25 protein-coding genes are annotated in these 25,532 nt (G+C 41.3%); 1 reads left to right on the top strand and 24 read right to left on the bottom strand.

The features are described 5' to 3' along the window. Positions 1-32: 32 nt before the first annotated feature. Complete coding sequence (locus AUF14_RS14625) at positions 33-647, bottom strand: TVP38/TMEM64 family protein (RefSeq protein WP_016181649.1); 615 nt, start codon at positions 645-647, stop codon at positions 33-35. 40 nt (positions 648-687) lie between these two features. After that, positions 688-1,560 (bottom strand): alpha/beta hydrolase fold domain-containing protein, encoded by an 873-nt coding sequence (locus AUF14_RS14620; protein ID WP_016181650.1) that lies wholly within the window; start codon positions 1,558-1,560, stop codon positions 688-690. 115 nt (positions 1,561-1,675) lie between these two features. Between AUF14_RS14620 and AUF14_RS14615 the strand changes: the two genes are divergently transcribed. Continuing rightward, positions 1,676-2,686 (top strand): acyltransferase family protein, encoded by a 1,011-nt coding sequence (locus AUF14_RS14615; protein WP_016181651.1) that lies wholly within the window; start codon positions 1,676-1,678, stop codon positions 2,684-2,686. A gap of 25 nt (positions 2,687-2,711) precedes the next feature. Here the strand turns inward: AUF14_RS14615 and AUF14_RS14610 are convergent, their stop codons facing one another. The 22 genes from AUF14_RS14610 to AUF14_RS14505 all read right to left on the bottom strand — a co-directional run bounded on the left by AUF14_RS14610 (position 2,712) and on the right by AUF14_RS14505 (position 25,506). Beyond that, positions 2,712-3,899 carry an iron-containing alcohol dehydrogenase gene (locus AUF14_RS14610; RefSeq protein WP_049221031.1) on the bottom strand — a complete coding sequence of 396 codons (1,188 nt, stop codon included), beginning with the start codon at positions 3,897-3,899 and terminating at the stop codon, positions 2,712-2,714. Positions 3,900-3,963: 64 nt separating this feature from the next. Beyond that, entirely contained in the window at positions 3,964-4,716 is a 753-nt protein-coding gene (locus tag AUF14_RS14605; RefSeq protein ID WP_049221033.1) for an alpha/beta fold hydrolase, read from the bottom strand. 92 nt (positions 4,717-4,808) lie between these two features. Beyond that, entirely contained in the window at positions 4,809-5,516 is a 708-nt protein-coding gene (deoD, locus tag AUF14_RS14600) for a purine-nucleoside phosphorylase (protein ID WP_048722202.1), read from the bottom strand. Between the two features lie 36 nt (positions 5,517-5,552). Next, the gene (locus AUF14_RS14595; protein WP_049221035.1) at positions 5,553-6,371 is read right to left on the bottom strand and encodes a purine-nucleoside phosphorylase; all 819 of its coding nucleotides are present in this window, start codon (positions 6,369-6,371) and stop codon (positions 5,553-5,555) included. A gap of 26 nt (positions 6,372-6,397) precedes the next feature. Continuing rightward, positions 6,398-7,570, bottom strand: a complete 1,173-nt coding sequence (gene deoB / locus AUF14_RS14590) for a phosphopentomutase (RefSeq protein WP_049221037.1) — start codon at positions 7,568-7,570, stop codon at positions 6,398-6,400. A gap of 1,092 nt (positions 7,571-8,662) precedes the next feature. Next, positions 8,663-9,616, bottom strand: a complete 954-nt coding sequence (locus AUF14_RS14585; protein WP_016181657.1) for an ABC transporter permease — start codon at positions 9,614-9,616, stop codon at positions 8,663-8,665. Continuing rightward, entirely contained in the window at positions 9,616-10,746 is a 1,131-nt protein-coding gene (locus AUF14_RS14580; RefSeq protein WP_016181658.1) for an ABC transporter permease, read from the bottom strand. Before AUF14_RS14580 ends, AUF14_RS14585 begins: the two co-directional genes overlap by 1 nt. Then, positions 10,739-12,274, bottom strand: a complete 1,536-nt coding sequence (locus AUF14_RS14575) for an ABC transporter ATP-binding protein (protein ID WP_242693592.1) — start codon at positions 12,272-12,274, stop codon at positions 10,739-10,741. Before AUF14_RS14575 ends, AUF14_RS14580 begins: the two co-directional genes overlap by 8 nt. A 196-nt stretch (positions 12,275-12,470) precedes the next feature. Continuing rightward, positions 12,471-13,571, bottom strand: a complete 1,101-nt coding sequence (locus AUF14_RS14570; RefSeq protein ID WP_049218143.1) for a BMP family lipoprotein — start codon at positions 13,569-13,571, stop codon at positions 12,471-12,473. Positions 13,572-13,630: 59 nt separating this feature from the next. Continuing rightward, entirely contained in the window at positions 13,631-14,023 is a 393-nt protein-coding gene (locus AUF14_RS14565) for a cytidine deaminase (protein WP_048721871.1), read from the bottom strand. An 18-nt stretch (positions 14,024-14,041) separates the two neighbouring features. Beyond that, entirely contained in the window at positions 14,042-14,704 is a 663-nt protein-coding gene (gene deoC, locus AUF14_RS14560; RefSeq protein WP_016181662.1) for a deoxyribose-phosphate aldolase, read from the bottom strand. A gap of 62 nt (positions 14,705-14,766) precedes the next feature. Continuing rightward, the gene (locus tag AUF14_RS14555; protein WP_049218142.1) at positions 14,767-16,068 is read right to left on the bottom strand and encodes a pyrimidine-nucleoside phosphorylase; all 1,302 of its coding nucleotides are present in this window, start codon (positions 16,066-16,068) and stop codon (positions 14,767-14,769) included. 139 nt (positions 16,069-16,207) lie between these two features. After that, positions 16,208-17,224, bottom strand: a complete 1,017-nt coding sequence (locus AUF14_RS14550) for a LacI family DNA-binding transcriptional regulator (protein WP_049218141.1) — start codon at positions 17,222-17,224, stop codon at positions 16,208-16,210. Positions 17,225-18,073: 849 nt separating this feature from the next. Continuing rightward, complete coding sequence (locus AUF14_RS14545) at positions 18,074-19,300, bottom strand: zinc-binding dehydrogenase (RefSeq protein WP_049218140.1); 1,227 nt, start codon at positions 19,298-19,300, stop codon at positions 18,074-18,076. 29 nt (positions 19,301-19,329) lie between these two features. Beyond that, positions 19,330-20,193 (bottom strand): PTS system mannose/fructose/sorbose family transporter subunit IID, encoded by an 864-nt coding sequence (locus AUF14_RS14540; RefSeq protein ID WP_016181666.1) that lies wholly within the window; start codon positions 20,191-20,193, stop codon positions 19,330-19,332. A gap of 12 nt (positions 20,194-20,205) precedes the next feature. Next, a complete protein-coding gene (locus tag AUF14_RS14535; RefSeq protein ID WP_016181667.1) occupies positions 20,206-21,018 on the bottom strand; it encodes a PTS mannose/fructose/sorbose transporter subunit IIC in 813 nt (270 codons plus the stop codon). Positions 21,019-21,178: 160 nt separating this feature from the next. Beyond that, positions 21,179-21,667, bottom strand: a complete 489-nt coding sequence (locus AUF14_RS14530; protein ID WP_016181668.1) for a PTS system mannose/fructose/N-acetylgalactosamine-transporter subunit IIB — start codon at positions 21,665-21,667, stop codon at positions 21,179-21,181. A gap of 1 nt (position 21,668) precedes the next feature. Continuing rightward, positions 21,669-22,079: a PTS sugar transporter subunit IIA gene (locus tag AUF14_RS14525; protein ID WP_016181669.1), complete on the bottom strand. Its 411-nt coding sequence runs from the start codon at positions 22,077-22,079 to the stop codon at positions 21,669-21,671. Between the two features lie 73 nt (positions 22,080-22,152). Next, on the bottom strand, positions 22,153-22,953 hold the full coding sequence (locus tag AUF14_RS14520) for an SDR family oxidoreductase (protein ID WP_049218139.1): 801 nt from the start codon (positions 22,951-22,953) through the stop codon (positions 22,153-22,155). A 172-nt stretch (positions 22,954-23,125) separates the two neighbouring features. Then, complete coding sequence (locus tag AUF14_RS14515; RefSeq protein ID WP_049218138.1) at positions 23,126-23,599, bottom strand: GyrI-like domain-containing protein; 474 nt, start codon at positions 23,597-23,599, stop codon at positions 23,126-23,128. A 57-nt stretch (positions 23,600-23,656) separates the two neighbouring features. Continuing rightward, positions 23,657-24,523 carry a helix-turn-helix transcriptional regulator gene (locus tag AUF14_RS14510; RefSeq protein WP_049218137.1) on the bottom strand — a complete coding sequence of 289 codons (867 nt, stop codon included), beginning with the start codon at positions 24,521-24,523 and terminating at the stop codon, positions 23,657-23,659. Positions 24,524-24,558: 35 nt separating this feature from the next. Then, a complete protein-coding gene (locus tag AUF14_RS14505) occupies positions 24,559-25,506 on the bottom strand; it encodes a sugar-binding transcriptional regulator (protein WP_016181673.1) in 948 nt (315 codons plus the stop codon). Positions 25,507-25,532: the final 26 nt, after the last annotated feature.

Here is a 25,532-nt window from a genome sequence, read left to right as displayed (position 1 = left end):
AAATCAGTCCCTTGCTTGTTTCGATTCTAATTTTAAAGACCAGCGAATGTTTTATTTAAGACGAATAAACAGAAATAGCCGTAGGAAGCCACCGACCAGATTTTAAAAATCAATACGATCTTCAGATACTCCCGAAAAGAGAGATCCGTCATTCCCGCAACCAGACAGGTTAGGTCATCTGGCAAAAATGGAAATATAAAACAAACAATCAATAGCTTTTTGATGTCTTGAGTATGGTCTTGCAACGTCGTCTCAAATTTCTCAAAATTTTTCTCAGACAGGACGAGCCGAGCAAATCTCGAACCAAAACGGCGAACCAATAGAAACAATCCGACTTCTCCAATCACCAATCCTATATAACTATACAAAACTCCTGGAATATTACCAAACATCAGCATTCCAACAATCGTAGCAAACCCGCCAGGTAAGAAAGGTACAATCGGCTGGATGGCCTGCACAACGATAAAGGCTGCAATAGCAAAGTTACCAAAATTCTTGATAAAATGCTGCAAATCAGCGACAGAACTAAAAATTCCAGAATGTCTAATGTAGATCAATATAATAATAAAGGCAGCTAGGCCAATGGCTGGTGCCATTTGAATAACTTTCTGCTGCCAAGGAGCGCGCTGTTTTGTTTTTTGTGCCATCCTTCCCCTCCTTTATCTGGTTAAGTTGTTTTCTAGCTCATTATTGATAAAATTCACCAATTTGATCAACGTATGGGAGTGATTCTTTTAATGGATAAACGACAAAATCATGCATCATTCCTTCCACAACCTCTAGACGCATCGTGGTTCCTTGACTGCGTTTAATGCGATCCTGCAGCCGCAGTACGTCAGGATATAAAATTTCATCAGTGCCAGCAACGACCAGAAGTTCCCCAAGCTGATCAAAATTACCATAAATCGGCGAAACCATCGGATCGGTCAACGGTAATTCCCCTGCATAATTTTCGCCAGCTTCCGCCAACAAGTCTTTTTCTAATAAAACATCCTTTTTCTGCAATTCCTGAGAACGCGGGTCACTCAATGACGCATCTAACCATGGTGAGGCTAAGGCGATTTTCTTTGGCCGCTTCGGCAGATCAATATTCCGTAGGTGCTGTGCCAGACTCATCGCTAATCCGCCGCCAGCAGAATCACCAAATAGGAAAAAGCAGTCATCTGGATATAAGTACGCCAACTGGCGAAAGGCCAGCTCCGTTAGAGGTACCGTCTTTTCTGCCGTATTCTCAGGTGCTAAGGGATAATCGAAATAGCTTACTTTTAAATTATAGCGTTTCACAAAACGCTCTTGAATTTCTTTATGAAATGGCGATGCTTCTAGCGCATACCCTCCGCCATGTAGATAAAACACATGACGTCTCGTAGGATGACCTGGAAATAACGTGATTAATTGATGTCCATCGATTTCAGCGATTTTTTGCGGGATATCTGTTTGCGAAAGTTGACGGCTAATTAGACGCCGACGTTTTGGCGGATCTACCATTGTTGCTCCCACAAGCTTTTTCATATTGATGACTTTAAAAACATTCTTTACTAATTTTGCTGAATAGCGCATCGCTTTATCCTCCAAATAATTCCCACATAATCGCATAGAACTCGACGTTTCATGCTACAATAGACACGGTGGACTATCGCAGTCTGCTTCTTAAGCATAACGGAATCTGAAGGAGGTGTCCACAATCACAAAACAAAATCGTGAATACCTTTACGATAATATTCGCGGCATCCTGATTTTGCTCGTGGTCTTAGGACACGCGTTGGAATATTTTCGTTTAGATAACAAGGTCGGTGAGTTTCTCTACGTCTTCATCTACCTTTTCCATATGCCGGTTTTTATCTTTATTTCCGGTTATTTCTCAAAAAATCTTAAAAAAGGTCGCTCCACAGCTGTGGAAACCTTCCTTGTCCCTTATCTGCTATTAAATTTAATTTTGACTCTGATCATGCTGGCCATCGGCAAGATCGACCAGTTCATGATCTTAAGTCCAGGCTGGACCCTTTGGTATTTATATTGTATGTTTATCTGGCGTTTATTGCTACCTGACCTCGTAAAAGTACGGAGAATCTTAATTTTAAGTTTTATTATCGGAATTTTCTCCGGTTTTCTGACCGAATTTGGGACCTATATGGCAATGGCACGAACCTTAGGCTTTCTGCCTTATTTTTTAGCGGGGTATTATACGACTCCCGAACACGTCGCTCGAATCCGCAAGATTCCTTTTCGAAGAGCAATCAGTTTTGGAATTATTATTTTTGGAATTATTAACGCTTATCTTTGGACCAAGAATAATTTGCCGCCGGAACTTTTATGGCGAGATCGTGCATATGCGTTCTTTCCCGTTCCTTTACTGCAAAATTTACTGACGATCGTCTTTTTATACGGAATTGGCTTTGCCTTTATTTTCGTCTTTTTGGCCCTCGTTAATAATAAACCTCATTTTTTCACAGCATGGGGACAACGAACCTTGGCTATCTACCTGCTTCATGTTTATCTAGTGGCGCCATTAGTAGAATTTACACAATTTGAAAAAAATCCTCTGCTTCATTTAATTCTCTTAGTTGCTGGCAGCGGCTTTATTACTTATTTACTGTCTCACCCTAAAGTTACAGAAATTCTGCGGAAAACACTTGCACGAATTTTACATTTTATCATGCCAAACAAAAACGGCGACTCGTCATGAGTCGCCGTTTTTCAGTCTAATGGAATTATTCAAAACTGCTTTCTGTTAAGCAAGCTGTAAAGATTTCCTTCACCGCTGCTTCGTCCAATGGCACAAACGCATCGGTCTTAATCGTGCTATGAGCTACCGCTTGTTTCGCCATTTCATCGAATTTCTCCTCATTGATGCCAACTTCTGGCAAGGTCATCGGAATACCGCAGGCCTTGAAGTAATCATATAACTTTTGAATTCCGATACGAGCCGCCAACATTGGAACTTTTTCTTCAACGTTCCAGACATTCCATGCATAGCTGGCAAATTTATCGACTGTTTCATCATTCAGAGCATATTCCATCCAACGCGGTGTTAAGATTGCTAAACCAACACCATGAGTAATATCATAAAAGGCACTCAATTCATGTTCCATTGGATGACAAGACCATGCGCCGGGTTTGCCGCTGCCAGTTAAGCCGTTCAAGGCTAAGGTACTTGCCCACATCAGGTTCGCCCGGGCATCGTAATCATCAGGATACTTCAACGCGATCGGACAATTTTTGATCACTGAACGCATCAAGCCTTCAGAAACAGAATCTTGGACATCGGTTCCTTCTGTCCGTTTGAAATAATTTTCGATCAAGTGACTCATGATATCAGCCGAGCCTGCCGCTGTTTGATACTTGTTTACGCTAAAAGTATTCTGTGGATCTAAGAAAGAAACCTTTGGAAGCATTGATTTGCTTCCAGTGCCTAATTTTTGATGAGTGGCAAGATTTGAGATTACTGCACCGCTGTTCATTTCACTACCAGTTGCAGCTAATGTCAAAATCGTCACTAATGGTAATGCGCCACCTTGATATTTTCGACGCTGCAAGACTAAATCCCAAGCATCTCCTTCAAATTTAGTCGCCGCCGCGACGACCTTCGCACAGTCGATCGTTGAACCGCCACCGACTGCTAAAATCACGTCAACATTTTCTTTACGACAAATCTCTGCACCACGACGTACTGTTTCTACTCGTGGGTTTGGTTCAACACCGGCTAATTCAAAGACTTCGTTGCCGTTCGTCTTCAGCTGCTCCATCACTTTATCGTATAAACCGATCTTTTTGATACTGCCTCCACCATACACAATCAAGACCTTTTTGCCGTATTGATTTAATACTTCCGGCAATTCGGCCAAGCGATCTTTACCAAAACGAATATCCGTCGTTACATGAAAATCAAAATTCTCCATTTAACTTTCCTCCTACTGTTCACTTCTATCCAATAAGCATAAACCAAAGTTTTCCAGAATGGAACTAAGTTCGCTCAGATATACCTAAGTTATCCGCAAAAAATTCTGTAATCTGATCCATCGTAGCAATCTGAACAAAGTGCCGTTCCTCTGCGCTGACAAAGGTAATATTGACTTGCGGATTCGCCTTAATAAAATCAGCAGTATGCTGATAAGGCACCTTTTCATCTTCTGTCCCATGCCAAAAGAATAAGGGACGTCCCGCAACCTTTTCCGGATCTAAAGATAAATCATACGCTTCTAACCACGAAGTCAGTTGTCGATAATCCTTCGGTAAATAGAATCCTAATTCGCCAGCATGCATAGCAATTCGTTCGCGATACTTGATCGGAGCCGGTGAACCCATTACACAAGCGGCTACATTGATTTCTGGATGCTGAGTTAATAGCATGCAGGTGGTAATTCCGCCCATCGAAATCCCGCCAACTCCGATTTTCCCCATGACCAATCCAAGGTTTTCAAAATAATCCACCAAAAAACCGAACTCGTATAAATTTGTTTGGATGCTATCCCAAAAAGTCAGGGAAGGAATCTCCGAAGTTTTCGTCTTACGTTCACCATGATTCGCGGCATCTGGCAGCAATACCCGAAAATTCTTCGCTGCTAATTTTCGACCTTGAGTCAGCACTAATTCTTTTGCCGTTTGCCATCCATGATAATAAATAATCAGCGGCAGCGGTTCATAGATTTTATCCTCTGCAACGACTTCAAGCAAAGGAATATTACCGACTGTGCGTTTGCGTACAACTACTTTCATATTGCCCTCCTACTAAGCATTTCTTCTATTATACCTAGTATTCTTAAAATACACGAAAAACCGCCCTTCACGAATGAAGAGCGATTAAGATCTTATTTTGCAATCAACGTTTCCAACCCTACATACATCATATCTTTAAAGGTATTTTGACGTTCCTCTGAAGTTGTTTCTTCACCCGTCACCATGTGGTCGCTGACCGTCATGATCCCTAATGCTTGAACATGGAATTTCGCGCCTAAGTAATACAAGATTGCAGCTTCCATCTCAACACCTAAGACACCATATTCCGCTAATTTGAAGGTTGGTGCTAAATCATCTTTGTAGAAGGTATCTTCTGACAATACATTCCCAACATGAGTAGTAAAGCCTTTTTCCATCGCCACTTTATAAGATTTCATCATCAGATCAAAATCAGCAATCGGTGCAAAGTGGAAATCTGGAAAATGTTTTTTCACCATTGAAGAACTTGTCACCGCTCCTTGAGCAATGATCAAATCACGCACGTGAACATCTTTAGACAACGCGCCGCAGGTTCCCACACGAATCAATTTTTTCACGCCATAAGATTGGATCAGTTCTTGTGCGTAAATACCAGCAGAAGGCATCCCCATCCCAGTACCTTGTACAGACACACGTTCACCCTTATAAGTTCCTGTGTAGCCTAACATGCCTCGTACATTGTTATAGCATTTCGCATCTTCTAAAAAATTTTCCGCGATAAATTTCGCCCGTAACGGATCTCCCGGCAGTAAAATTTTATCTGCGATCTCCCCTTGTTTCGCTTCAATATGAACGCTCATTGTATTCCTCCCAATAATATACTTACTTTTATACGATTATAACACTGCTAAGGTTTCTTTGATTAATTTCTTGAAGTCTTCTTTGACACGTTCCGTCGTTTCCACAACTTCAGCGTGGTTTAAATTCGCCTGCATACCCGCCGCTAAGTTGGTAATACAAGAAATTCCTAGGACCTTCAGTCCACTGTGAGCCGCCACGATGACTTCCGGTACGGTTGACATTCCAACAGCATCCGCGCCCATTGTACGAGCCATCCGAATTTCCGCTGGCGTTTCATAAGTTGGTCCAGTGAAGCCTATGTAGACTCCTTCTTGCAAATCGATAGCCAATTTATTTGCTACTTCACGCGCTTTTTCTTGGTATTCTTTCGTATAAGCTGCGCTCATATCTGGAAAGCGTGGACCCATGTTTTCATCATTTGGTCCGATTAACGGATTAGTGCCCATGAAATTGATATGGTCGGTGATCAGCATTAAATTCCCTGGTTGGAAGCCTTCGTTCACACCGCCCGCAGCATTTGTCACAACCACTGAATGAATGCCTAATGCTGCCATGACACGAACAGGATAAGTCACTGTATCCATTGGGTTTCCTTCATAGTAATGGAAACGACCTTGCATCGCTAATACATTTTTTCCTGACAATTTTCCATAGACTAATTGTCCCGCGTGACCAACCACTGTTGAAACAGGGAAATGTGGAATTTCGTTGTACGGGATCACTACAGGGTTTTCAATTTCTTCTGCTAATTCACCTAGTCCTGAACCTAGGATCAATCCAAATGCAACATCTGCTACTCCTTTTTCTTGAATATAGCTTGCTGTTTGTTGAATTTTATCTTGTAAGTCTGTCATAAACGTCTCCTTATATAGAATATTTTTTATTTCAATAATTTTAAGAAGCTTTCGCCATTTTCTGTCGCGGGCACGTCAAAGTTTTCAGCAATCGTTGCAGCGATATCTGAATAGTAGCCTTGCGGTAATTTCCCTTGTGCCACCATTTTCTTGCTGTAAACTAAGAAAGGTACATATTCACGAGTATGGTCTGTACCAGTAAATGTTGGATCGTTCCCGTGGTCAGCAGTGATCATTAATAGATCGTCGTCTTGCATCGCATCTAAAATTTCTGGAATTCGTAAATCAAATTCTTCAATCGCATGAGCATAGCCGACAACATCCCGACGATGACCAAACAAAGCATCAAAATCAACGAGATTCGTAAAACTCAAGCCAGTAAAATCATTTTTCATTACCTCTAACAACTTGTCAACGCCATCCATGTTGCTCTTTGTACGAACAGCATCCGTAATTCCTTGGCCATTAAAGATATCGTTGATTTTACCAACCGCAATCACATCTTTACCATTGTCTTTCAATGAATCTAAAACAGTTTTACCAAATGGATCAAGGGCATAGTCGTGACGGTTGCTAGTACGTGTGAAGTTACCTGGTTCACCAACATACGGACGTGCGATAATCCGACCAATCATGTAAGGATCGTCCTTCGTAATATCACGAACATATTGACAAATTTTGTACAATTCTTCTAACGGAATGATTTCTTCGTGTGCTGCAATCTGTAATACAGGGTCAGCAGACGTGTAGATAATCAAATCGCCAGTCTTCATTTGTTCTTCGCCAAAGTCCTTGATAACTTCAGTTCCGCTATAAGGCTTGTTGGCACCCATGATAATTCCGCGACCAGAAAACTCAGAGATTTGATCAAGCAATTCTTGTGGGAATCCTTCTGGAAAAACGCGGAAAGGTGTTTGGATATTCAATCCAGCAATTTCCCAATGACCTGTCATTGTGTCCTTACCGACAGAAATTTCTTCTAGTTTTGTCGCATAGCCATCATGCTCCGAAACATCCTTCACACCTTTCAGTGGACGAATCGTTCCAAGACCAAGCTGTTCCAAATGCGGAATGTTCAATCCAGCCTCTTCTGCAATATGACCTAAAGTATCTGAACCGACATCTCCAAATTTTTCAGCATCCGGTGCTTCTCCAATACCAACTGAATCCATTACGACTAAGTGAATGCGCTTAAACATTTCTATTCCCTCTTTCTATTTATTTATATCAAAATAAGTAAGACGAATCCCACTTATATATTTAACAAAACCTTTGTGCTGTTAAACTAATTGTCACAGCTCCAGTATATTGGGTTCTTAGTGTTCCGTAAAATAAAAGCTACGCCTTGCTAAATTATGAAACACCCAGCTAATTCGATTTAAAGGATTAACTTTTTTACCAGTCCGACTTTGAGCAACTGCGAAAGTTGGACTGGCAACTAGCTCAACTTGTAGGAATTCATTTTTCAAAAACCGCGAAAAATGATTCTATCTTCGTACGCATACGATTCCGCTATTATAATGCGCTTGGGCAATTGATTCGCAGCTAATTCGCATTATGGTATTAACTTTTTCAAAAAGCGAAAAAGTTAGTTTGATCCTCATCACGCATACCATCCAACTAAACCTCGCGTATTTATGCCTGCTTTTAAGATTTTATTTTTGCCAGTCCGACCTTGAGCAACTGCGAAAGTTGGACTGGCAACTAGCTCAGTTTAGCGGCATTCATTTTTCGAAAACCATGAAAAATGATTCTATCTTCGTACGCATACGATTCCACTACTATAATACGTTTGGACAATTGATTCGCAGCTAATTCGCATTATGGTATTAACTTTTTCAAAAAGCGAAAAAGTTAGTTTGATCCTCATCACGCATACCATCCAACTAAACCTCGCGTATTTATGCCTGCTTTAAAGATTTTATTTTTGCCAGTACAACCTTGAGCAACTGCGAAAGTTGGACTGGCAACTAGCCCAGTTTAGCGGAATTCATTTTTCGAAAACCGCGAAAAGTGATTTCATCTTCGTACGCATGCGATTCCGCTATTATAATGCGCTTGGGCAATTGATTCGCAGCTAATTCGCATTATGGTATTAACTTTTTCAAAAAGCGAAAAAGTTAGTTTGATCCTCATCACGCATACCATCCAACTAAACCTCGCGTATTTATGCCTGCTTTTAAGATTTTATTTTTGCCAGTCCGACCTTGAGCAACTGCGAAAGTTGGACTGGCAAAAAGGGCGCGACTAAGAACATTGTCCCATAGCCCCACCCTTTGAAAACGAAAGAATTATTTTGATTTGATGTAATTGACACCGTCTGCTTTTGGTGCTGCTGCTTTTCCTAAGAAAATGACCAATACCACAATGGTTAAGACGTATGGTGCCGATTGTAGATACACATCTGGAATTTGTGAAATGATCGGTAAATTTGATCCTGCGATACTCAAGTTTTGCGCGAATCCGAAGAAGATCGCAGCTCCCATCGCACCTAATGGATTCCATTTACCAAAGATCATCGCTGCTAGTGAAATGAACCCTTGACCTGCGATGGTTGTTTGTGCAAAGCGTCCAGCGATGGATTGTGCAAAGACTGCTCCGCCCATTCCGCCAAGGAAACCAGAAATCAACACACCTGAGTAACGTAATGCGTAAACATTGATTCCTAAAGTATCAGCTGCCTGCGGGTTTTCACCGACAGAACGTAATCGCAAACCAAAACGCGTTTTAAAGATCACAAACCAAGAAAGTACCGCAATTAAAATTGCAAAGTATGCTGGCAAACTTGTATTTTTAAAGAACAGATCACCAAGTACAGGAATCTTACTCAATCCTGGAAAATCAAAATAACCAAATTGCTGTTGGATCGTATCTGTTTGACCTTTTCCATAAATCACTTTGATCAAGAAAATTGCTAATGGCGGTGCTAATAAGTTCATTACTGTACCACTGATGATGTGGTCTGCACGGAAGCTAACTGTCGCAACAGCATGCAGTAAGGAGAATGCCATCCCTGCTAAACCACCGACTAAAACACCCAACCAAGGAGTCATTGCACCAAACTGATCGGCAAAAGCTAAGTTAAAGACCACTGAACTAAATGCCCCGGCAACCATGATTCCTTCCAAACCAACGTTAACGATCCCGCTGCGTTCAGAAAAGACACCACCTAAAGCCGTTAAAATCAACGGTGCTGAATACACAAGTGTCTGAGCAATAATTGAAGCTACTAAATCCATATTCATCAGACTTTGCCCCCTTTTTCAGATTCTTCGTTCGGAGCACTTTCTATTTCTTGGACAGTAGCAACTTCTTTTTTACCGCCCATGACTTTTGCTAGACCAACACGTACGATGTAGTTGATGGCTACGAAGAAGATGATCAACGGAATTACACTATTGGCTAATTCACTTGGAATACCTGAAAACTGCATCCCTTGTCCGCCGAGCTTCAAGATACTGAACAGCAGTGCGGAGAGTAAAATTCCCACTGAGCTTCCGTTTCCTAACAGTGAAACCGCCATTCCATCAAACCCTATGCTGACTGATGTTCCTTGAACAAAGTAATTCATAAATGTTCCTAGTCCATAAACGACACCACCAAGGCCAGCTAAGGTACCTGAAATGATCATGGAGATCACGATCGTGCGTTTACTACTCATCCCTGCATATTCAGAGGCAAAAGGATTCAAACCAACGGAACGAATTTCAAACCCTAGCGTTGTTCGCTTCATTAAGAACCACACAAGCACTAAGAAGACTAACGCTAAAATAATACCCATGTTGACCCGCGAACCGCCAAATAAGTTTGTTAACCAAGGTTCGCGTAATGATGCATTCAAGCCGACACCTTTAGTTACACCCTTATTTGAAATGATATCTGGTGACATTACATGATTAACGATATGATTCGCTACATACAAAATCACATAGTTCATCATAATGGTTACGATAACTTCACTGGTTCCAAAGAATGCACGCAATAATCCAGGAATCGCTGCAGCCGCAGCTCCGGCTAAAGCACCAGCTATGATCGCTAATGGCAAAACAACGAATTTCGGTGAATCCGGCATGCTTAATGCGACCCAGATACTTGCGACCCAGCCGCAGAGCGCTTGCCCAGACAGCCCGACGTTAAAGAACCCAGCTGAATTGGCTACTGAGAACCCCAGCGCAGTAAAGATTAACGGTCCCGCACCAACCAAAATTTCTCCGATAGACATTTTGCTTTGGAATGCGGAGCTAAACATTGCATTATAACCTTCGATTGGGTTAAACCCAAATACTAACATCAAAACAGCACCAAGAACAAATCCTAAAATAACTGAAATAATCGGTACTAAAATATTTCTAATTCTTTCTGAGCGATCATTCATTTATCTCACCAGCCTTTGCTAATTCTGCTCGCGCTTCTTCTAAACTATAGCCGGCCATCAATAGCCCAAGCTCGTTTTCAGAAGTTTCTTTCGGATCTACGATACCAACGATCTCCCCTGCATGAATAACCGCGATACGGTCAGAGACATTTAAAATTTCATCCAGCTCAAAGCTTACTAATAGCACGCCTTTTTGCTTGTCGCGCTGTTCAACCAAACGCTTGTGGATATATTCGATCGCCCCAACATCCAGTCCACGAGTTGGCTGTGATACAATCAGCAGATCTGGATCACGATCGACTTCTCGTGCGATAATCGCTTTTTGCTGATTCCCGCCTGATAGTGAAGCCGCTGGTGCTTTTTCACTGGTTGTCCGTACATCGTATTCTTCAATCAAGCGCTTCGCGTAACGATCAATCTCACCGTAGTTCAAAATACCCGTTTTACTAAATGGTTCATGGTAGTATGATTGCAGCGCGATATTCTCCGATAATGGCAACGGCAAAATCAAACCATATTTATGACGGTCTTCCGGCACATGTCCGACGCCTGTTTCAGTAATATGACGCGGCGCTTTGCCTGTTACATCTTTTCCGCTAATTGTGACTGTTCCACTTTCGACTTTACGTAAACCAGTAAGAGCTTGGATCAGCTCGGTTTGTCCATTGCCATCAATTCCGGCAATTCCGACAACTTCCCCGCGATGGACATCCAGCGAAAGATTCTTCACTGCCTCTAAGCCACGACTTTCTTTTACAACAAGATTCTTAATTGAAAGAACGACTTCGCCTGGCGTTGCTGGTACCTTATCTGTTTTGAATGAAACAGAACGTCCCACCATCATATCCGCTAATTGCTGCGAGCTGACATCTTTGACGTCGACCGTTCCTATGTATTGTCCTCGACGAATAACGGAACAGCGATCCGCGACTTTTTTGATTTCATCTAGCTTATGAGTAATCAGAATAATCGATTTGCCCTCATTAATTAGGCCTTCCATAATCGTAATCAGCTCATCAATTTCTTGCGGTGTCAATACAGCCGTTGGTTCATCAAAAATCAGAACATTCGCACCACGATACAAGGTTTTCAAAATTTCGACCCGCTGCTGCATACCCACTGAAATGTCGCGGATATAAGCGTCTGGATCAACTTTTAACCCGTATTCTTCAGATAAACGCACGATCTCAGCTTTAGCTTTCTTTTTGTCCAGCATGCCGTTTTTCTTCGGCTCGCTGCCTAAAATAATGTTCTCTGTGACGGTAAAGGCATCAACTAACATGAAATGCTGATGGACCATTCCGATCCCTAATTGATTGGCTTTCGTTGGGCTTGAGATATCGACGGGTTGACCATCCATTAGAATCTCACCAGAAGTTGGCTGTAATAGCCCAGACAAGACATTCATCAATGTTGATTTTCCAGCGCCGTTTTCACCTAGAAGCGCGTGAATCTCGCCCTTTCGAATCTGAAGATTGATGTTGTCATTCGCTTTAAACGTACCAAATTGCTTGGTGATATTGCGCATCTCAATGACATTTTGTTCTTCTGTCACTTTCTTTTCACATCCTATCGCTTTTTAAAACCTGACAAAACATTGCAACGCTAAGGGCGTTCTTCCCTTAGACAAATCAAGCACAGGCTGTGACTTGTCTAAAAGAAGAAAACTTTTTTTAAAAGAGGACCATAGCCTCACGCGTTGGAGACTATGGTCACCTGAATAATTATTTTTCAGGAGTTTCTGGAACTTTGATGTCGCCAGCAGAAACTTTTTCTTTTGCTTCTTTAACAGCTGCTTTCGCATCGTCTGAAAGATAGCCGTCTGTTAAATCAACACCGCCGTCTTTCAAACCAAATGATAAGTGTTTGCCGCCAGGGAATTTGTCATTCAATGCATCCGTAGAGATTGATTGAACCGCTGCGCCCACGCCTTTAAGTGTTGAAGTCAAACAGAAGTTGCTTTCTTTACCGTCTTTAGATTTATATTTGCCATCGTTTTGTTGGTCGCTATCGACACCGATAACCCAAACTTTGTCAGCTTCGTCAGCTTTTTCGTTACGTGCTTTCGCTTCTGAGAAGACCCCTTGACCAGTACCGCCTGAAGCATGATAAATGATGTCTACGCCAGCATTGTACATATTCGCTGCCAAAGCTTTCCCTTTAGAAGGATCACCAAATGAAGCCGCATATTGTACGTCTACAGAAATGTCTTTGTCTAATTTTTTAGCAGTATCTTTTACCCCTTGAACGAAACCAGCTTCAAAGCGGTCGATTACGGCACCTTCTTCACCACCGACAAAACCTAATTTATTTGATTTTGTTGTTTCAGCAGCTGCGACACCTGCTAGGTAAGCTGCTTCTTGGTCTTTAAATGTTGCCGAAGCAACGTTATCTTTGTCTTCAATCACTGAGTCAATGATAACGAAGTTTGTATCTGGGTTTTGATCTGCTGCTGCTGAGATTGGGTCAGCTAGTAAGTAACCAATCCCGAAAACTGTTTTGAAACCGTTAGTAACAGCTTGTGAAATATTTTGTTCATATTCAGAAGCATCGTTTGATTGGATATAGTTATATCCGCCAGTACCTTTTTTGATATCGTGTTCTTTACCCCATGCTTGAAGACCTTCCCAAGCACTTTGGTTAAATGAACGGTCGTCCACCCCACCAATGTCTGTTACGATTGCTACACTGTGTTTTGCATCGTCTTTGGCCGCTCCGCCTGAAGAATCAGTTGAACCGCCGCCATTACCGCCGCCGCAAGCTCCTAGAGTCAGCAACGCTGCCATTGCTACGGTACCTAGGCCAAATAATTTTGCTTTTTTCATTTCTGTAAAGCCCCCTAAATATGTTTTTTTCAACAGTCCTGCGACTGAATGAACATGGTTTATAAATCTTTGTCAGTAAAAGTATACGGCAGTAACTCTTCAACGGTCATTTCTTTTGTTACTCCGTTGTCACCGACTAAGGTTACTGGCATCGCTGGATCGCAAAATTCCGCCATAACTTGACGACATGCGCCACATGGAGAAATCGGTTCTGGTGTGTGACCAGCGACTACTAAATGACTAAAGGCTTTTTCGCCTTCCGAAACAGCTTTAAAAATAGCTGTTCGTTCTGCGCAATTCGTTAAGCCGTAAGAAGCATTTTCAATATTGATTCCTTGATAGGTTTTTCCTTCCTTCGTCACAAGACATGCGCCGACAGGAAATTTCGAATATGGGACATACGCTTTGTCGAGTGCTTCAACTGCGATATCGATCCATTCTTGCTTACTCATGTGTCATGCCTCCGTTTTTTAGTACCCCGTACCAGAAAGACCGTTCATAATAGCAACTCCTGAGCTGGCACCTAAACGAGTAGCCCCTGCTTCGATCATTGCTGCTGCTTCTTTGGCATTATGGATACCACCGGAAGCCTTAACACCCATTTCTGGTCCAACAGTTTCACGCATCAAACGCACATCTTCGACTGTTGCGCCACCTGTTGAGAATCCAGTAGAGGTTTTTACAAAATCTGCTCCCGCCGCTTTGGCTAATTCGCAGGCTTTGACTTTTTCTTCATTATTTAATAGAGAGGTTTCGATGATCACTTTAACTAAGGCCTTATCTTTTGCGGCTGCTACGACTGCTTCAATGTCTTTTTGAACCTTTTCGTCGTTGCCATCTTTCAGTTCGCCGATATTGATAACCATATCCACTTCATCCGCACCGTTTTGAATCGCGTTTGCTGCTTCGAACGCCTTTGTTTCAGTAGTATTTGCTCCAAGCGGAAAACCGATCACCGTACAAACTGCAACGGGTTCACCCTGTAATTCTTTGGCTGCAAGCGACACCCATGTTGGATTGATGCAGACAGAGTAAAAGCGATATTTCTTAGCTTCTTCAATAATTTTCATTACATCTTCTTTACTGGCATCCGCCTTTAAAATTGTGTGGTCGATCATTCGATTTATTTCCATTTCTGACCCTCGCTTCTTTCATTATAATATACTTTTTATTGTTACAAAAAAGTTTTAAATACTTATTCTGTAATAATATCGTGGATTAAAATAGGCTCTTTTGGCTCTTCACCAATCGAAATATTTTCATAAAGTAATTTTTCTACTTCGTCAATTTCATTGGAGTTCGCGTAGATTGTTAATAGCGATTCGCCTTCAGCAACTTTATCGCCGACTTTTTTATGCAGCTTGATACCAACGGCATGATCGATATCTTCTTCTTTCGTTTTACGTCCCGCGCCTAACAGCATTGCTGCAATCCCAATTTCATTGGCTACTAAATCAGTGACATACCCCGAGGTTTTAGCTGGCAACTCAATTTCATATTTAGCGGTTAAAATCTTGTCCGTTTGATCAATTACCGTTGTATCCCCACCTTGGTCTTTAACCATTTCACGGAATTTTTCTAGCGCCTTACCAGAATGCAGGGCTTCCTCTAGCATCGCTCTGGCTTCATCCAACGTCGCCGCTTTACCTGCCAAAACAACCATTTGACTACCTAATACATAGCACATCTCTGTTAGATCAGCTGGTCCTTCTCCTTTCAAGGTATCAATCGCTTCCACGATTTCTAGGCTGTTTCCGATTGCTTGGCCTAACGGCTCAGACATATCCGAAATCACAGCCATCGTTTGACGTCCAGCAAGCTTTCCGATGCGTACCATAGTTTTCGCTAAACGTTTTGCATCATCGATGTTTTTCATAAAGGCACCTTCGCCGGTAGTCACATCCAAAACGATTGCATCTGCACCCGCTGCGATTTTTTTACTCATGATTGAACTGGCAATCAACGGGATGGAATCCACTGTCGCTGTTACATCACGTAATGCGTACAGCTTCTTATCCGCTGGAGCCAGATTTCCTGACTGACCGATGACAGCTACTTTACTCTTGTTTACAATATCAACAAATTCTTGATCGGATAATTCGATTTTAAAGCCGGGAATTGATTCGAATTTATCTAAAGTACCTCCAGTAAAACCAAGACCGCGTCCAGACATTTTTGCTACAGGTACGTCTACACTTGCTACAAGTGGCGCAAGAACCAAAGTTGTGGTGTCACCAACACCGCCAGTGGAATGCTTATCAACCTTCACACCCTCAATAGATGACAAATCAATGATGTCTCCTGAGTTTGCCATAGCCAAAGTTAAATGAGAAATTTCCTCATCCGTCATGTCCTGATAAAAGATTGCCATTAATAAAGCGCTCATCTGATAGTCTGGAATACTTCCGTCTGTATAGCCATCAATGATGAAGTCGAGTTCTTCTTTTGATAGGGCGTTACCGTCTCTCTTTTTTTCGATCAAATCTACCATTCTCATAGGTTTTCCTCCAAGCTTCAAAAGATATTATACAATAAAATGGCGAAAGGTAAACCACTTTAGTAAAACAGTTTACTAAATACAGAAGCGCTTTCTGTTAGCGCTACCATCGTTACTATAACGGGTACTGCTCCCGTTGTCAACCCTGATCTACTTTTTTAACACTCTCACGAATAATTAATTTAGTTCGGAAGATTTTATTCGGAATTCGCTGAGAAGGGAAATTAATGGCATCTACTAAAAATTTTGCTGCTGAAAAGCCAATTTCACTGCTCGGCTGAAAGACAGTTGTCAAAGGCGGAACCATGTATTCACTAACTTCTAACCCATCAAAGCCCACGACCGAAATGTCCTCAGGAATTTTTAATCCCGCTTCATAAATCGCTTGATAGCAACCAAGAGCCATCTCGTCATTTCCGCAAAATATCGCCGTGATTTTCTTATTTTTTAATACCTCTCTTGCCGCATGATAACCGCCGGAGATCGTTAATTGTCCAGAACAAATATAGCTTTCTTCAAATGGCAATTTATACTCAAAAACTACCTGCCGATAGGCCTTCACCCGCTCAGTTAATTGATAATAGCCTTGACTCTCTTTTAACATACCTATATGACGATGCCCTTTATCTACCAACATTCTCAGGACTTCTTGTGCCCCGGCATATTCTTCTACTAATAGCTGGCCCCAATCGCGATCGTTCAAGCCTCGGTCGATCAAAACAATCGGGTGTTTACGGTAAAAGTCACTGCCCAACTTGTGTTCTCCCTCAAGATGATTAGGCGTGGCCAACAAAATACCATCTACTGACCGATGTGACAGCTCATTTAAATAACGTTTTTCTTGTTCAATATCGTGGCGAGAGTTACACAAAATGATCATATAACCTAGAGGATTTAAATAACTTTCTACTCCTTCGATCACCTTTGAGAAAAAAAAGTCGGTTACGTCCGGCACGATCATCCCGATCGTTTTTGAATGACGATTAATCAAGTTCGCTGCAAAAAAATCCGGTTTGTATTGATGTTCTTCAACAATGGCTAAAACCTTTCTGCGCGTTTGTTCGCTGAAGCGGCTGCCTTTATTATTTAAAATCTGTGAGACAGTCGTTACTGACACGCCAGCCATCTCAGCGATCTCTTTAATGGTGATCTTCATCACGGTCCCTCTCTTTGCGTTTTTTTTAAGTGTAGCAAAGGAAAAAATAGAAAGAAAGCATTTTTCTTCAAAAGGCCGGACTTCTTGCTTATTCTGTAGGAAAAAAGTGGAATTTAAAGGCTCCTAGAAATAAAAAGTAGTTAAGCAAATAGCAGACGTTTTAGGTGCCATCAAAAATCAGCAAGAATTTATGCATCAATTCTAATTAGACTACACCGTTTTTGCACGATTCAGATAGTTTTTGAAAAAAGACTATGATGTGCCCCAACAAAGACTGCTGGCCATTTTATTTAAATCCATAAAAAGCGAGATAGAATGATTGCGAATTAAACATATAACGAAAAGTATCAAATTCTCTAAAATGATTATGAACCAAAAAAATCTAAGCTGTGATCTTTTTGATAAGCAAAACAGTGAAAAAATGAATCCAGGCGTCGCGAACTCTGCCTTTTTCGAATGATTCATCTTGGATTATGTAAATTTGGAGCTTTTAAAGTAGGCAAGGTTTTTATCTCGAATTTCAAATAACAGTGATCCAATATTCATCACAATTTTTATAAATAGTTTACTTTCTTTTTCCAGTGCCTATAAATTACAGCTTTCACTTTCTGAAAAAGATGTACTCTGTAACGCAAAAATTAACTGCCGGTACTGTCCATAATGAAGTCTACTCAGACATTGCCAATCAAGTCATTTTAAAAGAACATCTATAAAATGAACTGCCGCAGAATCAGTTCTTTTCTGCGGCAGTTCTTAATTTATAGTTACATCAATTGCGTACCAAAACCCGAACGTTGGTACAGTAGAAAATGCGAAAACGTTTGATTTATTCATTTACTTAATTGAAAATTAAATATTTGGATAATTCTTCAAAACATAATTTTCAGCCTTCTGACTCCAAATACCATCTGTTTCTGCTAGAATTTCGCCTAATTCTGAATTGTTATCAATCTCTGAAAGTTTTTTCAATTCAGATTGTTTATGGGTATAAACTAATTTTTTTCCGCCGCCAATCGCTGGTTGATTCAACGTGGTTTCCCCTACTGCATCCAATCCTAGAATATGGGTAACAACATTGGCAACTTTAACTTGCTTATCCTCAATCAATTTTACCGCCTTGCGCATGTCCTCGGTATTACCGCCAGACGTTCCCACAAAGTGCGTAAAGGAATAATGTACGTCATAGAAATTTACTGGTGCTGAAAATTCTTTGTCCTGCGGCCCCGCGAAGAAGTTCAAGCAGCCATCCGGATTCAACATGTCCGCCGCATCCGTTACTACTGGTGCCACTGGAATCATTACAAAGATATCATCGAAGCCTCCATCTGCTTTTTCCTTCAAAAGACTGACTTGATCTTCAACATCTGCTACATTTATATATGAAACTTCAATGCCGTTTTGACTTGGATAGAGCTTTTCTGCACGAGCTAATTTTTCCGCATCACGATCGGTAACAACTAATTTCTTCGGTTTGATGGGTCCATGCAAAGCATAATCAATTGCTAATAAACCCATTGGGCCCGTCCCTCCCATGATCAATAGATTCCCATCAGCTTTGATTCCCATCTTGTGTTCATAGGACCCTTCTTTTAAATGATAATTTGCTTCAAAGGCGCCAATGACACAGGATAATGGTTCAATCAGTGAGCCTTCAAAATAGGTATCGCCTTTATAAGGGATCAAGCAGTCCTGATTCATGACATCTTCTGTGATCACGATGTAGGTTGCATCGCCGCCAGTATAAGAATACGAATAGCCGGGACAATCTGGACGATCCGGTAATTGTAAGTTTGCCTGCAAAACATACCGCTCTCCTTTTTTATATTTATGTGCCCATTTGCCGCCAACTTCCAACAGTTCGCCACAAAATTCGTGACCAATAATAATCGGATTTTCCGCAAGATTATTGGGTGCTTTTTTATGATCCGCCCCTTGATTGGCTAACTTCCACGTTGACATACAAATACTATCAGTGATGACTGAAGCCAAAATCTCATTCTCTTTGATTTCAGGCAATTCAAATTCCTCTAAACGTAAATCCTTCTTACCATATAAACGTACTGCTTTCGTTTTCACTACTGCTCCCCCTAATTTCTTCTATAATATTATGCTAAAATTCCTAACCAATAACCGATGATTCCTACTGCAAACAACACAAAAATCAAAACGATTGGGCTGACTTTTTTCTTTAGTAAATACATCATCAACAAGGTCAAACCTAACGCTGGTAAACCTGGAACTAAATCATCCAAAACATTTTGCACAGTTGTAATAACTGTTTTGCCATCCGCACCTGGTGTTTTCGATACGACTAGCGGTATATTGACAGTGGTCCATTTCGTTACCAGGACCCCCATGATGAATAATCCTAAAATTGTCGCACCTTCAGTCAATTTCTGTAATAAGTTGCCAGATAGATCTTTAACAATATCCATTCCCTTACTGAAGCCGTAAGTCAATCCAAACCATTTCATCGCCAAGCGAATCACGTTAAAAGCTACGAAGAATAAAATTGGTCCCATCACATTTCCAGATAAAGCCAACGAGGCACCTAATGCTGCGGTGATCGGACGTAAGGTTCCCCAAACTAATGGATCGCCGACACCAGCTAAAGGTCCCATCAAACCAACCTTTAAGCTATTGATTGTCCCATCATCGATATCCGCACCGCTTGCTCGTGCTTCCTCCATCGCCATCGTTACGCCGATAACAGGTCCGCAAACAGCTGGTGTCGTATTAAAGAAAGTCAAATGGCGTTTCAAGGCTTCTGCTTGTTCTTCTTTGGTTTTATACACTCGACGGATCGTCGGAATCATATCCACACAAAAAGCCAACGCATGAATCCGTTCAAAGTTAAAGGACGCCTGCTGGAAGTTTGAAAAGACAAACGTTGTCATCAAATCTTTTTTCGTTAATTGCGATTGCGCATAAATATCTTTTTTCGTTTCTACTGTTGAAGTATTTTCCATTTGTACTCCTCCTTAATCTTCCAGCTCATCATCGGCTAACTCGCCGGCGACAACTGCTGCGACCTGATTTCCTTGAACCTCGTTTTTCTTAAAGTTCGGATTTAACTGCACGTAAATCAATGCAGTAATTAGCCCGATAATTCCAAACGCCAACAAACTAAACTCTAAATAACCGCCCATGACAAATCCAAGATAGAAGAAAGGCATCAAATATGCCACGCTCATCATATTCAAGACCATCGCATATCCGACAACTACGATGAACCCACCGGCAACTGCTAAACCTCCTGTGATTACATCTGGTATCATGTTCAACATATTTGTCACCATCTCTGCGTTAACAAAAGCCGCCACAATCGTAGCTGGGATTGCTACTCGTAAGGCTTGAATGAATAAGGCACTGAAATGAAGAAAGATAATCTTATTGAAATTTGCTTTTTCCGCTTCACGATCCGCTGCGTGCTGAAAAGCTACCGTGATTGTCCGTGCGATAACCGTCAATACTTGCCCCGCCGCTGCCACTGGCAACGCAATCGCAATTCCTGATTGAATATCCTGCTGACCAACAACGACTAATATAGTAGAAATCACACTCGCCAGAGCTGAATCCGGTGACTGCGCCGCCCCAATATTCATCCAGCCTAGAGCAATCAATTCTAATGTTCCTCCTAGAATAATTCCCGTCTGCACATCGCCTAAAATCAGACCAACCATCGTACACGCAATCAACGGTCTATGCGTCTGAAATTCATCTAACACACTGCCCATCCCGCAAATACAAGAAAAAAGAAAAATAAGTACAATCTGCAACGCTGATAATTCCATTATTGTGTCCTCCTATTTCATATTAAGGTAATCATTTTTCTCAAAATGAGTTTGATGTTCAATACGTATACCATTCCACCAGGTTTTTCAGCACTCAATAGAATTTTATCTTGCTTACAATTTTTACCTGAAAAAAGTGGAACTAGTATCCTGCCTCCTTTTAGAACCCTGCTTCTTTTAGCTTCTCTTCAAAATTACCCTTCGGATCGGTCGCAACGACTCTCAAATCTAACTCCACACCTGCTGCTTCAAGCTTGCGAAATGCATCCGCTTCTGTTTGATCGACTGAAACAGCTTTGGTGATTTGTGTCCGTCCTGTTTTGAATTGCATCCCGCCGATATTGATAGATGTGATTGGCACCTGCATTTCGACTAATTCCAATACTTCCATTGGATTCGTAAATAGATAGAACACTGATTCATCTGCATATTTTGGGTTATTGTAGACCTTTACTGCTTTCTCCGGAGTCACAATATTCACTTTGATTCCTGGCGGGGCTGCTTGTTTGACCAATGTTTTACGAATCTCATCATTAGCCACTTCTTTACTAACAACGATGATCCGCTTTGCACCAGCTTCCTTTGCCCATACTGTTGCCACTTGTCCATGAATCAAGCGATCATCGATCCGTGATAATTTGATTTGCATCTTATAAATCCTCCTCTTCTTCAATCACCTGCTGTTTAAACGCTTTCACTGTATCGCAGGATATTTTTGTAACATGATTCACAATCTCTGTTAAACTGCTTCCTAGCATACTTGCTGCCTCTAAGACAATCGGCAGCGACATTCCTGATATCACGTCAATCTCGCGTTCAGGATTCTTCATTGCAACTGCACAGCTGGCATTATAAGGCGTCCCACAGAATAGATCTGTCAAAATCAGATATGATGCATCTTCCTTCATTGCCCCAGCAACTTTTTCTTGGATCGTGTCTAATCCTTCTTCTTTCAAAAATTCGATCGATTCAAAATCCGGTAGCGTACCAAAAATCATTTCTGCTGATTTTTTCATTTCGTGTGCCAACTTCCCATGCGCAACCAAAATTACCTTGTTCATAAGCTCCTCCCAGTTCTTTTTTATTTTATAATTCTGCCGACCGCTTATTTCTCACGATCAGCAGAATCAAAAATTACCCTCGTGTTTTTCCGCCAGCGACGTTAACAGTCACACCATCTATGTAGCTTGACCGGTTAGAAATGAAGTAGGCAACTAAGTCTGCTACTTCTCTTAATTTACCGTCACGACCTAATGGAATTGTCTTAGTATTCGTGTACCCAGCACGTAATTGCTCGACTGTTATTCCCCGCGTATAGGCTAACGCTGTTTCGTACTCGATCGTACGTAAGCCGGTTTCTTCCATAATCCCAGGAGCAATTCCAACAACACGGACACCTTTTTTCCCTAACTCCTTTGCCCATGAGCGAGTAAAGCTGTTCACCGCTGCCTTTGTTGCCGCGTAAACACTTTGTCCCTCCGAACCTTCTAAGCCACATTCTGATGACATATTAATGATGACTCCATAGCCTTGCTTGACCATTACACGACCAACTGCTTGGCCCATTAAGTAGACACCCTTTTGATTAATCGCGATCATCTTATTAAATATCTGTTCATTAATTTGGAATTTCCCTTCCTCGGACATCTTCTCGTCAACTAACAAGGCTGGGATATTAATACCCGCATTATTGACAACTGCATCAATTGTTTGAAATTTTTTCACTGTTGTCGCTACCGTCTGTTCCACCGATTCTGGAGAAGTAACATCTGTTTGACTAAAAAATAAATTTTCGTGAGTAAATGTCCCTTCGCGTAAATCCGCATTCACTACATTGATCTTTAAATCACATAACTCTTCAACGATAGCTGCGCCAATCCCTGATGAACCTCCAGTAACAATGACCGTCTTTCCTTGTACACCTAACCAATCCATAGCAAATACCCCTTTAACATTTGTGATTTACTTTTAACATTTGTTGCACTTTTATAGTAACCGCACTAGAAAACGTTGTCAATAACTTTTTGCAATTTTTTTAAAACAAAATCACAAAAGTGCAAGATGGCATAAAAAAAAGACGAGTTTCTCCAACTCGTCTAAATAGATACTATTCGTAAACCAATTCCATAATCGTTTCCTGCTGTTCCTCAGGTATCTCCTCGTCGCTCAAATAATACTCATAAGAAATCCCGCTGAATTTCCCGCCAATTTTTTTAATCTCATCCATCATGGCGAAATAGGGCTCAGTCATATCATCATAACGCCCGACATAAAGTGCAGATAACGCCTTATAGGACGGAAGGAAATAACTGTCGCTTTCGATCTCCGCAGCATTTTTGACTTCCTCTGCCACGGGAAAACCAACCTCCATCTCAATGGCTGATTCATCCAGTCCGCCATTTTCATCCATATTTTTATAAGAAACAAATGGCGTACTTAATATTTGGATTCCTTGCTCTTGAATAAACCCGCCTAGCTTCATAAAGGTTGGTCCAATGACTTGAGGAATTTCTTCGACCTTCACCGTAAAGGTTTGAGAAAGAATCCATTGATCTGGTTTCATGATTTGTTCAAACTTCATTGATATCTCCTCCTTTTTCTATAAGTGTATCGAATAAAAGTGCCAGAACATGTCATATTAAAAATGATTTTTATAAAATGCCCCAACGTAATTTAAAACCTTCTCGCGAATCCAATCCGGGCCAAGAATTTCGACATTTTTCCCTAGCGGAATTAAAAAACGATAGAGATCATCGAATTCCGTGAAGTTCAAAGTCGCATCAAAGCTACTGTCAGGATTGTCCGTCCAAGCAAAATCCGCAAACTCGGCATACTTTTTATAAGCGATCCGCTTGCTGAATCGTAGCCGAACAGACAACTGTGGAAACACCAATTCTTCCTCTGGAAACGGATAGTCGATTGGCTCTTTTAAAACAACGTCTCGAATTTGTTTGAGTGGAAATAAGACCCAATCTAGCTTACTTGATTCCCAAGCCAGCAAATACCACGTTTGATACTTGTACAGTACACGTTTTGGTGCTAAAGATATGAGCCGGGTTTGGCCATATTCAGTGTGATAAACACAGTTGATCTCACAATGATTGAATAACGCCTCTTTGATTTTTTCAAAGGTTTGGCTGGTGATCTCGGTCTGACTCAAATCGACCTCCAGCCATTCGCTCCAATCATAGACCGTACCCATTTTTTTCAGCAGCTCCTCCGTATCAGCTAAGCCTACAGATTGCAATAAATGTAAAGCAAGAAATAAATCATCCTGCTCTTCTTTATCAATCAAGGCATTACTAACATGATAGGAATCATCCAAAAAAATCCCGCCATTTCGCCCTTTATTAGCATAGACTGGAACTCCTGCCAAACTCAGCGCATCGACATCACGATAAACCGTCCGGACCGACACTTGGAATCGCTCCGCTAATTCCTTTGCGGTAACTTGCTTGCGGCTCAATAAAATCAAGATTGTTTGAAGCAAACGAATAACCTGCATAGCTCCTCCTTAAAATAGAAAAAGATAGGACCACCCTATCTTTTCAATACTTCTCGCGCAGTTTCTTCCGTCGTGACTAATACATTAATATACTGACCCTTTAATGCGCTGGCAATCGCGTCGGCTTTATCGACTGCTTCTGCTACACCGATTCGATACGGTGTTCGCTTCAAGTCAGCGATATCGATTCCAATCAGACGATCATCTAAACTATTCTCAATGTGTTCGCCTTCAATATTGTAAAAGCGTGACACCACATCTCCCACCACTTTTTTTCCTTCTAAATAAGCCAGCACATCTTCGCCATAGAACTGTTTCCAGCTTTCACTCGCCTTCAATGTCGGCGAACCGATTCCTAAAATGGCAATATCAATCTTGCGCCAATAATCGATCAATTCTTGATTAAAATCATTTTCCATCAAGGCTTTTTTCAACGCGACCGTTTCGGGAAAAGCTGGTGAGTCGATCAATAATGCTCGACCATTTAGTTTTTTTGATGCTTCATAGGTAATTGTATTGACATGATAATCACTGATTAAACGCCCAGACGGTCCGCCGATCATTGGGACACAGAGAATATTATCTACCGCATAATTTGTCAGCCCTTCTGGTATTGCGGACATGGTTTCGCCCCAAGAAAAGCCAAAGATCATATCATCCTTAATAATCTCTGTTAGGTATTCACCGACCCCTTGTGCTAACATTTTATCCTTTTGCGTACGACTTAAATCTGTTCCCGCTTGCACTATAATTGCCTTTTCCAGATCGAATTTTTCCTGCAATTCCTTTTCGATACTGTAGGTTCCCGCTTTATCATAGTTGATGGAAATATTCACGATTCCTTCGTTACGAGAACGCTTCAGCAAACGACTGATCGTACTGCGATGTATATTCAGCTCTTTCGCGATTTGACTTTGATTTTTATCTTCTTGGTAATACATTTCAGCAATGCGAACCAATAATTTATCTTCTTCTTTTTGCATAGACTTACCTCCTTATCACATTTGTG

Source organism: Enterococcus avium (assembly GCF_002891025.1).
In the GTDB taxonomy this organism is placed as follows: domain Bacteria; phylum Bacillota; class Bacilli; order Lactobacillales; family Enterococcaceae; genus Enterococcus_A; species Enterococcus_A avium.
This window is presented reverse-complemented; position numbering and strand designations above follow the sequence as displayed.

Bases quoted from the DNA above. Each gene is read 5' to 3' on its own strand.
- AUF14_RS14620 (WP_016181650.1), bottom strand. From the start codon at position 1,560: ATGCGCTATTCAGCAAAATTAGTAAAGAATGTTTTTAAAGTCATCAAT.
- AUF14_RS14510 (WP_049218137.1), bottom strand. From the start codon at position 24,523: ATGCAGGTTATTCGTTTGCTTCAAACAATCTTGATTTTATTGAGCCGC.
- AUF14_RS14625 (WP_016181649.1), bottom strand. From the start codon at position 647: ATGGCACAAAAAACAAAACAGCGCGCTCCTTGGCAGCAGAAAGTTATT.
- AUF14_RS14565 (WP_048721871.1), bottom strand. From the start codon at position 14,023: ATGAGTAAGCAAGAATGGATCGATATCGCAGTTGAAGCACTCGACAAA.
- AUF14_RS14585 (WP_016181657.1), bottom strand. From the start codon at position 9,616: ATGAATATGGATTTAGTAGCTTCAATTATTGCTCAGACACTTGTGTAT.
- deoC (WP_016181662.1), bottom strand. From the start codon at position 14,704: ATGGAAATAAATCGAATGATCGACCACACAATTTTAAAGGCGGATGCC.
- AUF14_RS14505 (WP_016181673.1), bottom strand. From the start codon at position 25,506: ATGCAAAAAGAAGAAGATAAATTATTGGTTCGCATTGCTGAAATGTAT.
- AUF14_RS14525 (WP_016181669.1), bottom strand. From the start codon at position 22,079: ATGAACAAGGTAATTTTGGTTGCGCATGGGAAGTTGGCACACGAAATG.
- AUF14_RS14535 (WP_016181667.1), bottom strand. From the start codon at position 21,018: ATGGAATTATCAGCGTTGCAGATTGTACTTATTTTTCTTTTTTCTTGT.
- AUF14_RS14580 (WP_016181658.1), bottom strand. From the start codon at position 10,746: ATGAATGATCGCTCAGAAAGAATTAGAAATATTTTAGTACCGATTATT.
- AUF14_RS14515 (WP_049218138.1), bottom strand. From the start codon at position 23,599: ATGAAGTTTGAACAAATCATGAAACCAGATCAATGGATTCTTTCTCAA.
- AUF14_RS14575 (WP_242693592.1), bottom strand. From the start codon at position 12,274: ATGCGCAATATCACCAAGCAATTTGGTACGTTTAAAGCGAATGACAAC.
- AUF14_RS14555 (WP_049218142.1), bottom strand. From the start codon at position 16,068: ATGAGAATGGTAGATTTGATCGAAAAAAAGAGAGACGGTAACGCCCTA.
- deoD (WP_048722202.1), bottom strand. From the start codon at position 5,516: ATGAGCGTTCATATTGAAGCGAAACAAGGGGAGATCGCAGATAAAATT.
- AUF14_RS14520 (WP_049218139.1), bottom strand. From the start codon at position 22,953: ATGGATTGGTTAGGTGTACAAGGAAAGACGGTCATTGTTACTGGAGGT.
- AUF14_RS14610 (WP_049221031.1), bottom strand. From the start codon at position 3,899: ATGGAGAATTTTGATTTTCATGTAACGACGGATATTCGTTTTGGTAAA.
- AUF14_RS14595 (WP_049221035.1), bottom strand. From the start codon at position 6,371: ATGACAGACTTACAAGATAAAATTCAACAAACAGCAAGCTATATTCAA.
- AUF14_RS14570 (WP_049218143.1), bottom strand. From the start codon at position 13,571: ATGAAAAAAGCAAAATTATTTGGCCTAGGTACCGTAGCAATGGCAGCG.
- AUF14_RS14550 (WP_049218141.1), bottom strand. From the start codon at position 17,224: ATGAAGATCACCATTAAAGAGATCGCTGAGATGGCTGGCGTGTCAGTA.
- AUF14_RS14540 (WP_016181666.1), bottom strand. From the start codon at position 20,193: ATGGAAAATACTTCAACAGTAGAAACGAAAAAAGATATTTATGCGCAA.
- deoB (WP_049221037.1), bottom strand. From the start codon at position 7,570: ATGTTTAAGCGCATTCACTTAGTCGTAATGGATTCAGTTGGTATTGGA.
- AUF14_RS14530 (WP_016181668.1), bottom strand. From the start codon at position 21,667: ATGCAAATCAAATTATCACGGATCGATGATCGCTTGATTCATGGACAA.
- AUF14_RS14605 (WP_049221033.1), bottom strand. From the start codon at position 4,716: ATGAAAGTAGTTGTACGCAAACGCACAGTCGGTAATATTCCTTTGCTT.